The 15,569-nt window shown below is 52.9% G+C and carries 14 protein-coding genes and 1 tRNA gene; 7 read left to right on the top strand and 8 right to left on the bottom strand.

The window, feature by feature from the left end:
* Window position 1: 1 nt before the first annotated feature.
* Window positions 2-934, bottom strand: a complete 933-nt coding sequence (gene prmB / locus ABLU87_RS08910; RefSeq protein WP_009652591.1) for a 50S ribosomal protein L3 N(5)-glutamine methyltransferase — start codon at window positions 932-934, stop codon at window positions 2-4.
* Between the two features lie 167 nt (window positions 935-1,101).
* Here prmB and smrB point away from each other — a divergent pair, with 167 nt between their 5' ends.
* Window positions 1,102-1,653: an endonuclease SmrB gene (gene smrB, locus ABLU87_RS08915; RefSeq protein ID WP_004123257.1), complete on the top strand. Its 552-nt coding sequence runs from the start codon at window positions 1,102-1,104 to the stop codon at window positions 1,651-1,653.
* 19 nt (window positions 1,654-1,672) lie between these two features.
* Here smrB and sixA read toward each other — a convergent pair whose 3' ends face one another.
* The 4 genes from sixA to ABLU87_RS08935 all read right to left on the bottom strand — a co-directional run bounded on the left by sixA (window position 1,673) and on the right by ABLU87_RS08935 (window position 6,266).
* On the bottom strand, window positions 1,673-2,158 hold the full coding sequence (sixA, locus tag ABLU87_RS08920) for a phosphohistidine phosphatase SixA (RefSeq protein WP_014230284.1): 486 nt from the start codon (window positions 2,156-2,158) through the stop codon (window positions 1,673-1,675).
* A gap of 209 nt (window positions 2,159-2,367) precedes the next feature.
* Window positions 2,368-4,512 carry a fatty acid oxidation complex subunit alpha FadJ gene (gene fadJ / locus ABLU87_RS08925; protein ID WP_128334606.1) on the bottom strand — a complete coding sequence of 715 codons (2,145 nt, stop codon included), beginning with the start codon at window positions 4,510-4,512 and terminating at the stop codon, window positions 2,368-2,370.
* Entirely contained in the window at window positions 4,512-5,822 is a 1,311-nt protein-coding gene (gene fadI / locus ABLU87_RS08930; protein ID WP_025106653.1) for an acetyl-CoA C-acyltransferase FadI, read from the bottom strand. Before fadI ends, fadJ begins: the two co-directional genes overlap by 1 nt.
* Window positions 5,823-5,981: 159 nt before the next feature.
* A complete protein-coding gene (locus ABLU87_RS08935; protein ID WP_014230287.1) occupies window positions 5,982-6,266 on the bottom strand; it encodes a DUF406 family protein in 285 nt (94 codons plus the stop codon).
* Between the two features lie 371 nt (window positions 6,267-6,637).
* Here ABLU87_RS08935 and fadL point away from each other — a divergent pair, with 371 nt between their 5' ends.
* Entirely contained in the window at window positions 6,638-8,002 is a 1,365-nt protein-coding gene (gene fadL, locus ABLU87_RS08940) for a long-chain fatty acid transporter FadL (RefSeq protein WP_014839142.1), read from the top strand.
* Window positions 8,003-8,064: 62 nt separating this feature from the next.
* On the opposite strand, the gene mlaA is transcribed toward fadL, so the two are convergent.
* On the bottom strand, window positions 8,065-8,826 hold the full coding sequence (gene mlaA, locus ABLU87_RS08945; RefSeq protein WP_014230289.1) for a phospholipid-binding lipoprotein MlaA: 762 nt from the start codon (window positions 8,824-8,826) through the stop codon (window positions 8,065-8,067).
* 257 nt (window positions 8,827-9,083) lie between these two features.
* Between mlaA and ABLU87_RS08950 the strand changes: the two genes are divergently transcribed.
* Complete coding sequence (locus tag ABLU87_RS08950) at window positions 9,084-9,980, top strand: formate/nitrite transporter family protein (protein WP_122116653.1); 897 nt, start codon at window positions 9,084-9,086, stop codon at window positions 9,978-9,980.
* A gap of 74 nt (window positions 9,981-10,054) precedes the next feature.
* Window positions 10,055-10,126: transfer RNA gene (locus tag ABLU87_RS08955), tRNA-Arg, on the top strand.
* An 81-nt stretch (window positions 10,127-10,207) separates the two neighbouring features.
* Here the strand turns inward: ABLU87_RS08955 and ABLU87_RS08960 are convergent.
* On the bottom strand, window positions 10,208-10,543 hold the full coding sequence (locus ABLU87_RS08960; RefSeq protein ID WP_122116652.1) for a lysozyme inhibitor LprI family protein: 336 nt from the start codon (window positions 10,541-10,543) through the stop codon (window positions 10,208-10,210).
* A 670-nt stretch (window positions 10,544-11,213) separates the two neighbouring features.
* On the opposite strand from ABLU87_RS08960, the gene ABLU87_RS08965 reads away from it, so the two are divergent.
* Together ABLU87_RS08965 and ABLU87_RS08970 are read left to right on the top strand one after the other, a co-directional pair.
* Window positions 11,214-11,468 (top strand): hypothetical protein, encoded by a 255-nt coding sequence (locus tag ABLU87_RS08965; protein ID WP_004852922.1) that lies wholly within the window; start codon window positions 11,214-11,216, stop codon window positions 11,466-11,468.
* A gap of 594 nt (window positions 11,469-12,062) precedes the next feature.
* A complete protein-coding gene (locus ABLU87_RS08970) occupies window positions 12,063-12,926 on the top strand; it encodes a hypothetical protein (protein ID WP_025106650.1) in 864 nt (287 codons plus the stop codon).
* Window positions 12,927-13,106: 180 nt separating this feature from the next.
* On the opposite strand, the gene cynR is transcribed toward ABLU87_RS08970, so the two are convergent.
* On the bottom strand, window positions 13,107-14,039 hold the full coding sequence (gene cynR / locus ABLU87_RS08975) for a transcriptional regulator CynR (protein ID WP_122116651.1): 933 nt from the start codon (window positions 14,037-14,039) through the stop codon (window positions 13,107-13,109).
* A 166-nt stretch (window positions 14,040-14,205) separates the two neighbouring features.
* Between cynR and ABLU87_RS08980 the strand changes: the two genes are divergently transcribed.
* Entirely contained in the window at window positions 14,206-15,399 is a 1,194-nt protein-coding gene (locus ABLU87_RS08980; protein WP_122116650.1) for a cyanate transporter, read from the top strand.
* Window positions 15,400-15,569: the final 170 nt, after the last annotated feature.

Consider the following 15,569-nt stretch of genomic DNA (forward strand, 5'->3'; position numbering starts at 1 on the left):
TTTAGTCTTTATAAATACCGAAATGCGCGCGGGCGGCAATCAGCTGCGGTTTAGTCAGCATAAAGACGCCATCGCCGCCGTTTTCAAACTCCAGCCAGGTAAATGGCACGTCAGGATATTGCTCCATCAGATGTACCATGCTGTTACCGACTTCACAAATCAGGATACCGTCATCGCTGAGATAATCCGGCGCGCAGGCGAGGATCCGGCGGGTTAACTTCAGACCATCGCTACCGGAAGCCAGCCCCAGGACCGGTTCATGGCGATATTCACCCGGCAGGTCGGACATATCTTCTTCATCGACGTACGGCGGATTGGTCACGATCAGATCGTATTGCACCTTCGGCAGATCGCGGAACAGATCGGAGCGAATCGGCGTAACGTTATGAATTAAGCCGTGATCTTCCACGTTCTGCTCGGTAACGGCCAGTGCGTCAGGGGAAATATCCACCGCATCGACTTCCGCTTCCGGGAAAGCGTAAGCGCAGGCGATAGCGATACAGCCGCTGCCGGTGCACATATCAAGGATGTGCTGCGGATAGTGGTCAATCAGGCCGGAAAAATGGTTGTTAATGAGTTCGCCAATCGGCGAGCGCGGTACCAGCACGCGTTCATCGACGTAAAACTCATGGCCGCAGAACCAGGCTTTGTTGGTCAAATAAGCGACCGGAATGCGCTCGTTAATACGACGAATGACGCGCTCAACGATGCGATGTTTTTCGCTGGAAGTCAGACGCGCGGTACGCATATCTTCCGGAATATCAAGCGGCAGATACAGTGAAGGCATCACCAGCTGTACGGCTTCATCCCACGGGTTATCGGTGCCGTGTCCGTACCAGATATTTGCAGCGCTGAAGCGGCTTACCGCCCAACGCAGCATGTCCTGAATGGTATGAAGCTCATTAACGGCTTCATCAACAAAAATTTTATCCACGCTATCCCCCAGGGCACGCTCTGCTATAAATTCGGCGGCTAGTTTGCCACGAAGACGGGGATAAATCAGCATTCTTACGTCAGGCTGAGGGGGAAAAATAGGTTTTCCTTGCCTGGATGCGTGGCGAGTCGGGTAAACTACCGGCAAAGAAAAAATGAGATCAGGTAATGAAAAAGAAAACATCGCTAAGCGAGGAGGATCAGGCATTGTTCCGGCAGCTGATGACCGGCACGCGTCAGATTAAGCAGGACACCATCGTTCATCGCCCGCAGCGTAAAAAAATCGCTGAAGTACCGCCCAAGCGGCTGCTCCAGGAGCAGGCGGATAACAGCCACTATTTTTCCGATGAGTTTCAGCCGCTGCTGAATACCGAAGGGTCGGTTAAGTATGTGCGTTCGGACGTCAGCCATTTTGAGCTGAAAAAACTGCGTCGGGGTGATTATTCGCCGGAGCTGTTTCTCGACCTGCACGGTTTAACCCAGCAGCAGGCCAAGCAGGAACTGGGAGCCTTGATTGCCGCCTGCCGTCGCGAGCACGTATTCTGCGCCTGCGTGATGCACGGGCATGGAAAGCATATTCTCAAACAGCAAACGCCGCTGTGGCTGGCCCAGCACCCGCATATTATGGCGTTTCATCAGGCACCAAAAGAGTACGGCGGAGACGCCGCACTGCTGGTTCTGATTGAAGTTGAAGAGTGGCAACCGCCGGAGCTTCCGTAAACGTCAGCCCCGGAGGGAATCAGATAGCCTTCGCCATCTTCAAATTGCAGGGGCTCATTTGCCAGTTGAATTCGCCTTTGCCGCTGGCATCAAGCGTGACGCAGGCAATCGCCGAAGTGGTGAACATCGGGGGAGTTTCCCCCGGGCACAGCTCTGAGACGAGGTACCCCACCAGAGGGAGGTGAGACACGACCAGCGCCGTCGCCACACCTTCATTCGCCAGCGCCTGCAGATAAGCGCTAACCATGCCAACGTCGCCGCACGGCGTGAGTTCCGGCATCACGTCGACATCTTTTGGCAGATTCATGCACTCCCCAACAATTTCCAGCGTCTGTTCTGCACGCAGGTAGGGACTCACAAGAACCCGCTCAATATCCACTTTTTGACCTTTCAGCCAGGTAGCCATCTGACGAGACTCATCGCAACCGCAGACGGTTAATGGACGAACCGAGTCACTGGCTGCATCGAGGGCAGCGTCGCCGTGACGCATGATAAAAACTTGCATATTGCACCGCTTTTGTTAACCAGAAGCACCGCGGTCTTACCCACGTAGACGATACGCAGGTGACCCGGTGGCCGGGCATTGTGCCTGATCCATTCAACGAATGAAACGCTGTTTTTTACCTCAATGGCGTAAGTATAGTCAACTATTGCTTACAAAATCGCCAAAGCGCAGCGCCGTTCATTACCGGATTTACCTTCTTTGACCACAACTTAGGTCGTACGTTCCTCAGCGGGCCAAAAGGTCGCCCCCTGCTCGGCCATGTGTAACAAAGTGTCACATGGTGTAAAGCGCGGGCCGTACTGAGCAGCCAGGCGCTGCAATATCGCGGCGACCTCCCCCGCTCCCAGGGTATCCATATAGCGGAACGGGCCGCCAAGAAACGGCGGAAAACCAATGCCAAATACGGCGCCGATATCACCATCGCGGGCGCTGCGAACCACTCGCTCATCGAAGCAGCGCGCCGCTTCGTTAAGCATCATCATCACGCAGCGTTCCGCCACCTGCTGCGCGGACAAGCGCGCCTGCGGTGAGGAAATACCCAGTAAAGCGTAGATCGCAGGATCGGGCCGTTTTTTGCTTTTACGCCCTTTTGCCGCATAAAGATAGAAACCCCGGTTATTTTTTCTCCCTTTGCGATCGTCATTCAGAATCGAACTAATGATGTTTGCAGGCGGGCTAAAACGATCTCCCCATGCGGCCTCCAGCACCGGGATAATTTTGGTACCGGTATCGATTCCCACTTCATCAAGGAGCTGAATAGGGCCAACCGGAAAACCGAATTTAACCAAAGCGTTATCAATATGCTCTACCGGCTCGCCTTCCATCAACAGGCGCATGGCTTCATTTATGTAGGGGGCCAGAATGCGGTTAACATAAAAGCCCGCTTTATCGGCGACGACAATCGGCGTTTTACCCTGCAGTTTCGCCAGCTTAACCGCCGTCGCAATTGTTTGCCGATCCGTACCACTATGCGGAATCACCTCCACCAGCGGCATTTTGTCTACCGGGCTAAAGAAGTGAAGCCCGATGACCCGCTGCGGCCTGCTTGCATGCGCCGCGATCTCGCCGATCGGTAAAGACGACGTATTAGAAGCAAAGATCGTCTCCGGGCGGCAGTGCTGTTCAACTTCGCTGACCATCTTCTGCTTGAGCGCAAGATCTTCAAACACCGCTTCGATCACCACATCGCGATGTGCGAATCCCTGATAATCCAGCGAACCGGATATTAACCCCATCTGGCGATCGCGCTCGCTGGCGCGCAGATAGCGGCGACGCACCTGTTTATCGAGCAGCTCCCAGCTGTACTTCAGCGCGTGATTTATCCCGCGCGGCTGGATGTCCTTTATGCGTACCGGTAATCCGCCTTTGCAGGCGGTGACGTAAGCAATACCGCCCCCCATAAGTCCTCCGCCCAGAATGCCCACGCTGCGCAGCGCGACGGGATCAGCATCCGCGCCGCGATCTTTTTTCAGATCGGTGCTGGCGAAAAAAATCGACCGTAGCGCCTGCGATTGCGGCGTCATCGCCAGCTCGCCAAAAGCGCGGGCCTCCTCGGCGTATCCGCTGCTGCAGCCCTGCGCCAGTCCGGTTTCAATCACCTGCAGAATGCGCTCAGTTGCCGGGTAGTTCCCCTGGGTTTTGTGATGCGTCTTTTTCGCGACCAGACGAAACAGCAGGCTGCGGCCAAACGGGCCTGCGAGAATACGTTCGCGCGCCGGAACAGCGCGGCTTGCCGGGCGACCTTTGAGCGCCAGTTCAATCGCGGTTTGCAGCAGGATAGTCTGCGGCACCACCTCATCAACCAGCCCTGCCTTCAGGGCCTGACGCGGGCGAAGCTGCTTACCGGTCAGGATCATCTCCAGCGCGCCGCTGACGCCAATTAATCGTGGTAGACGCTGAGTTCCGCCAGAGCCGGGCAGCAGCCCCAGCTGTACTTCCGGGAGGCCAAGCCGGGTTTTATCGTCATCGCTGCATACCCGCCCGTGGCAGGCCAGCGCCAGTTCAAGGCCGCCGCCCAGGCATGCGCCGTGGATAGCGGCAATCACCGGAATCGACAGACCGTGGATCTCGGCCATGATTTGCTGGCCCTGACGGGCAAGCGCCTCCGCTTCCTGCGCGGAATGGCAGCGGGCAATCATATTGATATCCGCCCCGGCGATAAAGTTATCCGCTTTTGCCGAGATAAACACCGCGCCGCGCAGCTCCTTATTGTCGCGGATCTGGCGGATGATCCCCCGTACCTCGCTGGCGAACTCAGCTTTCAGGGTATTCATTTTTTCACCGGGCGCGTCAATGGTGATGACGGCGATATTGTCCGGGCGAACCTCAAGCGTAAATGCCGATACGGTTTCCATTATTCGGCCTCCAGAACCATCGCTGAACCCAACCCACCCGCCGCGCAGGCGGTGACCAGACCAAATCCGCCGCCGCGCCGCCGCAGTTCATGCAGCGTTTGGGTAATCATCCGCGCGCCGGTGGCGGCAAAGGGATGACCGTAGGCAATCGAGCCGCCAAGCACATTAAATTTGCTCTCGTCCACTTCCCCGGTAGCCTGAGAGCGGCCAAGCACTTCGCGGGCAAAGCGATCGCTGGCCATACATTGCAGGTTGGCCAGCGTTTGCGCGGCAAAAGCTTCATGCATATCAATCAGGGTCAAATCAGCCAGCGTCAGCCCCGCTCTTTCCAGCGCCAGCGGCGTCGACCACGCCGGGCCCAGCAGCATATCCTGGCGAACATCAATCGCGGTGAAAGCGTAGCTTCGCAGATAGCCCAGCGGAACAAGGCCCAGCTCTTTAGCCCGGGATTCGGTCATCAGGATCACCGCCGCCGCCCCATCGGTTAGCGGCGTACTGTTCGCGGCGGTTACGCTCCCGTGTTGACGATCGAAGGCCGGGCGTAACTTTTGGTAATCCGCTAGGGTTGAATTTTTACGAATATTATTATCCTGTTCCAGCGGCTCACGGAACGGCGGCGTGTACGCCGTCATCACTTCTGCCGAGAGCTTACCTTCCTCCCAGGCTCTGGCCGCAAGCTGGTGTGAACGCAGCGCCAGCGCATCCTGCCGTTCGCGCGTGATAGCCCACGTTTTCGCCATCTGCTCGGCGGTATCGCCCATCCGCAGGCCGGTTGAGTATTCGGCAACCGCTGGCGGTACGGGCAGAAGGTCGCGAAAACGCAGCCGAGAAAATAGCTTCAGACGCTGTCCCAGGGTGCGAGCTTTGTTGGCATCAACAAGCGTTCGGGCGAGTTTTTTGCTGACGCCAATAGGTAATACGGAAGAGGAGTCGGCTCCGCCGGCGATACCCGCGCGAATAGTGCCTGCCATCAGGCTTTCCGCGACGTTGGCCACCGCCTGAAAGCTGGTCGCACAGGCGCGGCTGACGCTGTAGGCATCGGTATGCACGCTCATGCCGGTCCCCAGCACAATTTCCCGGGCGATGTTCGGCGCTTCCGGCATCTGCACCACCTGGCCAAATACCAGCTGGTCTATTATGTCCGCGGGGATATTGCTGCGAGCCAGCATTTCGCCGACCACCAGCTTACCTAAATCAACGGCCGGCACGCCGTGAAAAGCCGTCGCCTGTCGGGCAAACGGAGTACGTAAACCGCTGACTATCGCGATACGATCGCCCTGGCGGGTGACTAGCGGTAATGCCTGACTCATAACGCTCCCCTGTTAACCGATAAAACAAAGTGGTCTGACCTGATAACAGTTTTAACTAATATTTTACATTAAGCCAATCGGGGAACCGAAAAAGTGGGAGCCAAAACACATTGATTAGAAAAGGTAACGCCCCTGCCATGAGGGGCATTAAGGGAAGGATTAACGCAAGCCGAGCTGGAAAATCAGGGTTTCAGCTTCACAGCTGAACACGAAATCGATATCCAGCTTCACGCCGCCATCAACGTCGGTAAAGGTCGGGGTGATTTTGCACGGCTCTGATTCAACGTTACGCGCTCTTTCGCTTAATGCGGCGAGCGTTTCTTCGGCTTCGGCACGGTTCGCAAACACGCGGCTATAAGAGGCGGTGCAATCGGTGTTGTCCATAATGGTGCCAACATCCATACAGCAGCAAACCGGGGTTTCATCAGCACTGCATTTACTCATCGTAGATTTCCTCTGTATATGCACTCAAGGTGCCAGACAAATAATGTGCGTATTTTACGCCCCGGGCATGCCTGCCTCCAGTCGTTAATGGCGACAAACGGGATAAGTGACCGAAATCACACTTAAAAATGATCCAAAACAAAAAGCGCCTACTTTGGGTAACAGGTACCCGGGCAAATTTGCCAACTGGATCGCGTTTCTTAGATCACAATTGAAAAAACTTATAAACAAACTTGCAACATATCATCTGGTCAGACCTATACTCAGCGCACTGGTCTGATTTCTCTGTCGTAAAGCAGACCCTACACTTCGCGCTCCTGTTACAGCATGTAACATTGTTTAAATAAAAATAACTCTATGAGGTTATGGGCATGAGCCAGAAAACCCGCCTTACCCAATCTGCCCTTGCAGTGGCTGTAGCACTCGTTTCAACCCAGGCCTGGTCAGCAGGCTTTCAGCTAAACGAATTCTCTTCATCGGGCCTTGGTCGCGCCTATTCAGGTGAAGGCGCTATTGCTGATGATGCGGGAAACGCCAGTCGTAACCCGGCGTTAATCATGATGTTCGACCGTCCAACCTTCTCCGGCGGCGCTATTTTCGTCGATCCTGATGTCAACGTCACCGGTAGTTCAGTTATCGGTAATGACGCCAGTCAGGACAATATTGCGCCTACCGCATGGGTGCCAAATCTGCACTTCGTGGCGCCGATTAACGACCAGTTCGGTTGGGGAGCTTCCCTGACCTCTAACTATGGTTTAGCCACCGAGTTCAACAACGATTTTGCCGCGGGCTCGATGGGCGGTACCACCGATCTCGAAACGCTCAACCTGAACCTGAGCGGTGCTTATCGTCTCAACGACCACTGGAGTTTTGGTCTGGGCTTTGACGCCGTGTACGCTCGAGCAAAATTAGAGCGCTATGCGGGTGATTTACCGGAAATTATCGGCGCACAGCTACCGGGAATGGTGAAAGCCGGCAAACTCTCCCCGGCTCAGGCTGCGGCCATCGGTCAACAGGCCGGCGGTATCAGCCGCGACACCCAAATTGCTCGTCTGAAGGGTGATGAATGGGGCTTTGGCTGGAATGCCGGTATTTTATATGAAGTCGATAAAAACAACCGCTACGGCTTAACCTACCGCTCTGAAGTCAAAGTTGATTTTGACGGGGATTACAAGAGCAGCCTGCCGTCTTCCCTCAACCCCATCAACTCCGCTCTGGGCCTGGGCCTGCCGTACGGCACCGGCGGCTCCACGATTGGCGGTTCTCTGACGTTGAATCTGCCAGAAATGTGGGAAGTATCAGGTTATAACCGCGTGGCGCCAAAATGGGCCGTTCACTACAGCCTGGCATACACCAGCTGGAGCCAGTTCCAGGAGCTGAAAGCGACCAAAACCAGCGGTGGGGAAACGCTGTTCTACAAGGACGAAGGTTTTAAAGATTCCTACCGTATCGCGCTGGGTACGACCTATTACCACGACGATAACTGGACCTTCCGTACCGGTATCGCCTTTGATGATAGCCCGGTCCCGGCTTCCAATCGCTCTATCTCTATTCCGGACCAGGATCGCCTGTGGCTCAGCGCCGGTACGACTTACGCCTTTAATAAAGATGCCTCAGTCGACGTCGGTGTGTCTTATATGCACGGTCAGCACGTTGAATTTACAGAAGGGCCGTATACCTTTAAATCAGAAGGTAAAGCCTGGCTGTACGGCGCGAACTTCAACTACCGTTTCTGATAATGTGAAGCCACAAAAAAGGGTGAACATCATGTTCACCCTTTTTACTTTCTACCCATCTGTTACTGTGAATCGATATCTTTGAGATCGCCCTCAATCGCCTGCGCGTTCGGGTTTTCATTCGGGGAAAGTTTACCGCCGTTGGCGATAAAGTCGTGACGCTGGAAGTAGGCTTCACGCATTAAGATATACGGATCGGAGGACTGACGGAGCAAGCCGTCTGAATCCAGCAGCTGCGCGCGCGTTTCAACGCCCTCAACCATCCATTTGCCGATAGACATCGGCCATGTCAGCCAGGAAAGAACCGGATACAGGTCATCAGCCATATCGCCACCCTCATCACGCAGGGTGAAGCTGCCGTAGAAAGGCAGTTGCACATATGGACCATAGCCGACGCCATAGTGACCCAGCGTGCTACCGAAGCGGGCAGGCTCAACGCGCTGTAGTTTCGGATTCGCCATCCCGGCCACATCAACCAGGCCACCCATACCAAGGATGGTGTTCAGGAAGAAACGCGTAAAATGCACCATTCCTTTATAGGGATCGCCTTTCAGGAAGGAGTTCACCATTACCGCCGGCTCTTCGAGGTTGCTGGTAAAATTACTCAGCCCGTTACGCGCCGGCTGCGGAACGTAATCACGCCACGCCACCGCGACGGGGCGAAGGACATAGGGATCGACAACGTTGAAGTTGAAGTTGAACATGGTACGGTTAAAGCCTTCAAGCGGATCTGAACGCCCCTGCGGCCGATCGCCAGAACTAGAACTGGCGCATCCCACCAGCAATGTGGCGCCAAGCGCAAGCGCCGACAGGCGAAAATTCATAGGTGTCTCCCTGTTAATTTAAGCTATCGCTGGGGGTTATCGGGGGACAGCAGCCTCCATAAAGATATCGCCCGTAAGCATGTGCCTGCTTTCAGCATAGCCTTTTTTAGCATCATTGTTGGTGTCCCGATTCTATACACATTTTGCAATTTCCGTATTGCTAATCTTGTCATTGTGAAGAATTTAGGAGCTTATCCGACCCGAACAGCCGAAACCGCTCTAGGATTATAATAAAGACCCGCCGTTGAGGAAAAGTTATGAAACCGCAAACTCACCATGATAATGAGGATGTTGAAGTAGAGAGTGAAGAAAAGCAGAATGGTGAAGAAATTGAGGTTGATGAAGAACGCCTGCCTTCACAGGCGATGGCCACTCATGAAGTGATTCGCCAGGAGGGCGAGAAAGAGCTCGAACGCGATGCCATGGCGCTATTATGGTCAGCGATTGCCGCCGGGCTTTCAATGGGGGCCTCGCTGGTCGCCAAAGGTATCTTCCATGTCCATCTGAACGAACTTCCCGGCGGCTTCTTGCTGGAAAATCTTGGTTATACCTTTGGTTTTGTGATCGTCATTCTCGCTCGCCAACAGCTGTTTACCGAGAACACCGTCACCGCCGTCCTGCCTATCATGCATAAACCCACGCCAGGCAACATCGGCCTGCTGTTACGTTTATGGGGGATTGTGCTGGCAGGTAACTTAATCGGGACCGCTATCGCGGCCTGGGCGTTCGATGTTATGCCTGTGTTCGATGAGCCCACTCGCGAAGCCTTTCTTAAAATTAGCCTGAAGGTCATGCAAAACCCGCCGCTGGAGATGTTTGCCAATGCGATTATCTCCGGCTGGCTGGTCGCCACCATGGTGTGGATGTTTCCTGCCGCAGGTTCTGCAAAGATTGTCGTCATCATTCTGATGACCTGGCTTATCGCCCTCGCGGACACCACGCATATTGTGGTTGGCAGCGTCGAGATTTTCTACCTGGTATTTAACGGGACGCTACCGTGGCAGGAATTTATCTGGCCTTTTGCTCTGCCAACGCTTGCCGGCAACATATGCGGCGGGACCTTTATTTTCGCTTTATTAAGCCATGCCCAGATTCGCAATGACATGAGTCACGAGAAGAAGGCTCATGCAGCCGAGGAGGCAAAAAAGCGCTAAATGGCTATAGATTAAGCAGTTGGCCCGTACAAGCTTAACGAGCGCCGAAAATAACGCTATAATCCCGGCGCTTCGTCCCCTTAGTTAAATGGATATAACGAGCCCCTCCTAAGGGCTAGTTGCAGGTTCGATTCCTGCAGGGGACACTTTTAAATTATTCACCTCCGTTTACAGCATTCGTTTAATCATCACCACCGCAGAACAACGCCAGCCCCGAAGCAGATGAATCACAGAGGTTTATCGATCCCTGCATAGATCTCATCAAGTTGCCGTAAGCGGTCTTCATATGATTTCGTCAAACAACGGCTGTCGCTGCCGCATTTCTGCCGGCTATGGAGCCATGTTTTTTGTGCATCCATCATCTCGCCACGCGTCCCCATTGGAAAAAGCCCCCGCAGAAACTGATACTTCGTCGCCATCACCACGTCCATATCGTTCAGGCTCCGGTTAGCGCAGATAGCCTTTTCATCCGCCTGCGTCGCTTTCTGACAATCAAAACTCGCGGAATACCCCGCTATCGGATACAGCACAGCAATAGTCATCAGTACTTCTCTTATCTTCATATGCGCTCCATTTCCGCACTTCCGCCATTTGTGCTACCCGTTTATTACGAGTGGCCTTCGCTACGAAGCCCAGCGTAAGCTTTTGACACACTGACGCTCTGAACTATCCGTGCTGTCGATAATTATAGTTAATCCACCTTAAGGCTCCCATTGAGTGAACCGCGCGCCTTCCGCAATATCTTTTTCGCCGACGCTGATGCGCCCTACAGCCGGGCTGAATTATTGGTCAGAATTGCATCAACGCGGGTCGCGGCATTGCTTGCCAGCGAGGGGGAATATTTTTCTCGCGCAGCGATTTTCATATTTTTGCCTGGCCTGACTTCCCATCAATAAATATAAATTCATTTAAAATCAATGTAATAAATTAAACCTTATCATTCACAGTAGTTATCATTGTTGATTGTTTCCTTGCGTTACGATTCGCAAAACAATGCCGGTAGATAAATCCCCACCGTCACGTATTCTTGCCGCTGCCGGATGCGCTGAACTGCTGTTCTTTCAGTATCAGCGTTGCTTAAAAGCAGCGCGTCCGGCGGTTTATGGCGGATGAAAGGCTATCTTCTCAGCCATCCGCTTCATATTGCGGCAGGATGTCTGCGACAAGAATCGGGTTCTGTACAGGACTTGCGGACAGCCTGTTGCCTTACCTAAATAGGTTATACGGATAGATATGATGAAAAAACTCGCAATGGCACTGGGTATCTGTGCGCTTATGGCTTGTGGCGCTGCCAGCGCGGCAAATGGTCAGGTCGTTTCAAAGGCTAAGTCAGCCTGCCAGAACAACGCAACGCAGTGCGCCCAGGCAAAATCCACGGCGAAAGCGGATGCGCAAAAAGAAGCAAAAGCAGCCAAAGACGCCTGTGCTAAAAACCAGGCTGCATGCGACAACGCAAAAACTGCGGCCAAAAACGCAGTGAAAAAGTAACAACAGTACGGTGGGGTATAACCCCACCGTACTTTCAAAATATGCTCCCCACCGTACGCCAGCGTGAATCCCGCAGGGCAGATTCTGTTTTGCTTATGGCAGATATAGCAGGATTCTTTTCGCACGAGCCCGCATCAAAACAAGCAGTTACACGATACAAGCCTGACCCATGGCGGCGCTCCCTCGTCTGTCCGATCGACAGTCACATCGGCTAACAGACGTTTTTCGAGCAGGTTTCGCGTTCGATAAATCACCTGCTTATTAATTCACTACCCGCCTCCTGAATTATTAGTAATTCACATAATCACCGCGAATTTAATTCATCAATAAAATAATCAAAAACAATCAATCCGCAGCAAGATGAATGAGCATGCTAATTTTTTAGCAGCGATACATTTAATTATTACAGGAAAGCTGATAGCATACAGGAGAGATAATATCCTGACCGGATTCAACATAGCACTCCGCTATCAACAATTGATATAGAATATCTGTTTTGATAAATATTTTGTATGAATCTAAATCGTCGCAGCGTCGATAGAGGTCAATTTAAGAAAACCATAACCCCCTATTTTTCATAAGATGATATAGACCATGGAAAGAAAAGAAAGAAACATATGGAAACTAAACAATCTTCCCCCCCTGGAATACTGTTCAATATCTCGCGCTAAAAAACTATTGAATTGTGAAATAGAAGATCTGCTTCATTGGCATGATATTGGCGCGATAAGCCTGTGCATAAAAGTAGGTAAAACTAACGGAACATTAAAAGGTGCGTTCCAACATGACCAGAGCAGTAATAATCTCTATTTTCTTAACGCCCCCAATATTGATGAGTTGAGCATAAGCGAAAGATCGTGGTCACGGCATTCAAAAATTAACAAAATTTTTAAATTTAATGATAGTGAAGCAAATCAGGAAGCCCAATATGGTATACCTGTTACCCAGCTAAAACTCCGGGTTTCCGTCTCTGGCTTATGGTACTGCCACACGAGAAATTTGATGGAGATCTTAGAAACACCTGAAGACATTATTACTGAGCAGAGGATAAGCATCATATCACCGGCCACCAATGTCCTCTTCTGCCACTTCATACCCGACGAGGATGAGAGGCCAACCATCACGCTGAGTAAGCTTTACATCACGAGTCAGGCGATTGAGAAAATTTATGAACATACCATCAGCAGTCGCCCTCTCGAACTTTCTGAAAAAACCTTACATTTATCTGAGGAGCAAGATATAGCGACGCCCTCAACGATTATGCAAAATAAGTTGCTCATTGAATTTATCAATCACATCATTCAATCCAATCCCCATTTTGGCGATAACATGCTTAACGCGACTGAAAACAAAAAAAGTAAAATATTTAATAGAGCTATGGATAAACTCAGGTCTGAAGGCGTGGTTTCCAGCTACGGCAGCATTAATCTTCCGGCGTCAGAATATACGTTCGAATAATACTTCTTTAATTTAATTAAATCAGAATGAATCATTACAACGCCATAGGTACAGGGCGCGCAATGCAGTAGCAAATGTGAAATGCATTTCAATATGAATTCAGAGATGAATCTGGCTTCATAATAAAATCGTTCTCTATAAACGCTCCTGATGTATATGAAATACTTTATATACAGCGAATCAACGTAACGTTAAATCTCTCTCAGTCGATTCGTTAAATTCCTGTCCTGCGCTCAATATTGACGCAGCCTGATGTGCCATTAGTATAAACTCTCGGGTCGCGGCGCTTTGCCAGGCCCCCTTTCGCTGTATCAAACACGCGGTTCTTTCCAGTAATGATGGCGCGAGTTCGATCGCGGTTAAATCGTCACGCCCCTGAACAATGGCTGCAGGAAGCAAGGTTGCCAACGACGTGCGTTCAACCACGGTCAGCACTGCGCTAATCGAGTTGGCCTCCATCTGCACTTTCGGTTGAATACCGCGCTGTCGGCAGTCGCGATCGATTTGCTCGCGAGTAGCAAAAGCGCTGCTTAGCAGAATCAGTGACGCCTGATTGAGCGCCGTCAGCGCCACACGGCGGGTCGCCGCCAGAGGATGAGAGCGGCCAACCACCAGCGCCAGGGTTTCAGAGAGCAGCGGCTGAGACACAATATCCCGTGAATCGCTACCGTCGAAAGCGATCCCGATATCCAGCTCATCATTGAGCAGCAGAGTCTCCATTCGATTCTGCGCCAGCTCTTGTATATCCAGCGTTATATTCGGGTAACGTTGATAAAACGAAGCCACCAGCGGCCCCATAAAATAATGGGTAAAGGTTGGCATCATCGCTACACGTAGGGTACCGCGCTGCAAATCTTCAACGTCATGGAGCGCGCGCTGCCCCTCGGCCAGTTCCCGTAAAGCCCGGCACGCATAAATTAACCAGACCTTGCCGGCGTCCGTCAGGCAAGTGTTGCGCCCGCTGCGATCAAAAAGCCGTACTCCCAGCGTCTCTTCCAGCTGTCGAATCTGCTGCGACAAAGCCGGCTGTGAAACATGCAGGATGGCTGCCGCTCGCGTAAAGCCGCCGTGTTCAGCAACGGCAATAAAGTAGTTGAGGTGTCGCGGCAGCATGAATTCATCCATAAGAAATTCAAATGAATTCAATCATAATTAAGTATTTTAACTTATGAAATAAGTTACGTACTCTGCTCGCGATTCTTTACCAAACGCCACAGGAGATCGGCATGAGTTGCCTCAATACCTTCCCCACAGCGAAACAAACGCCGGCTACTCAACGATGAACCTGACGCAACGTAATGGCACGATGCTGCTGGTGCTGGTGCTGGTGCTTATCGGTATCAATATGCGTCCGCTGCTGACCTCCGTTGGACCGCTCCTTCCGCAGATCCAGCAGGCAAGCGGCATGAGCTTCACGCTTGCCTCTCTGCTCACCGCGCTACCGGTGATCGCCATGGGTCTGCTGGCGCTAGCCGGCGGCTGGATTAACCGTCATTTCAGCGAGCGCCAAAGTATCTCCCTCAGCCTGTTAACGATCGTCGCCGGGGCTTTACTTCGCGAACTGGCGCCGCAGAGCGCGCTATTACTCAGCAGCGCGCTCCTTGGCGGAATCGGCATTGGTATTATTCAGGCGCTCATTCCCGCGGTGATAAAGCGTCTTTTTCATCGTCAGACGCCGCAGGTGATGGGGCTCTGGTCCGCGGCGCTGATGGGCGGCGGCGGCCTGGGCGCCGCATTCACGCCGTGGCTGGCGCAGCATAGCGCTATCTGGTATCACGCGCTTGCGTGGTGGGCGTTACCCGCCGCCGCCGCGCTCCTCTGCTGGTGGCCGCTAAGCCGAACGTTACCCGCCCGGACGCCATCAACAACCCGGGTCACGCTTTTTCGCCATCGTCGCGCGTGGACGCTTAGCCTCTATTTTGGTTTGATCAACGGCGGCTATGCCAGCCTGATTGCCTGGCTGCCGCCTTACTATATGCAGTCGGGCTACAGCGCGCAGTTCAGCGGTACCCTGCTGGCGTTAATGACCATCGGCCAGACCGGCGGAGCGCTCCTGCTGCCCATCCTGGCCAGACATGAGGATCGACGGACGCTTCTGATGCTGGCATTGGCCTTACAGCTTGTCGGCTTCTGCGGTTTTATCTGGCTACCGCAGCAGGTACCGCTTGTCTGGGCCATCTGCTGCGGTATTGGGCTTGGCGGCGCATTTCCGCTGTGTCTGGTCCTGGCGCTCGATCACGCCAGGCACCCCGCCATTGCGGGCCGACTGGTCGCGTTTATGCAGGGAGTGGGCTTTATTGTCGCCGGGCTTTCCCCCTTGCTGTCGGGACTGCTGCGGAGTTTAAGCGGCAATTACCAGCTCGACTGGATGCTTCACGACGCCTGCGTCCTGGCCTTAATGGCCATAACGCTGCGTTTCGCTCCCGCACGCTACCCGCAAGAGTGGCAACATCAGGATTCAGCCGCTCGCTAAACCCGTTATCTCCTCATGCGGGATAGTTAACTCCTCCCGCATTCAGGCAGAAAAAAGCACAAAATCAAACAACTATATCAGTACAAAAACTGTTGTTAATGACCGTCGCCAGAATGAAATTTAATACCGAATGAAATTAATGTGTCGCCGAATCACGACACTCGTAAGTA

Source organism: Klebsiella sp. CB_Kp196 (assembly GCF_040061575.1).
GTDB classification, from domain to species: Bacteria; Pseudomonadota; Gammaproteobacteria; order Enterobacterales; family Enterobacteriaceae; genus Klebsiella; species Klebsiella michiganensis.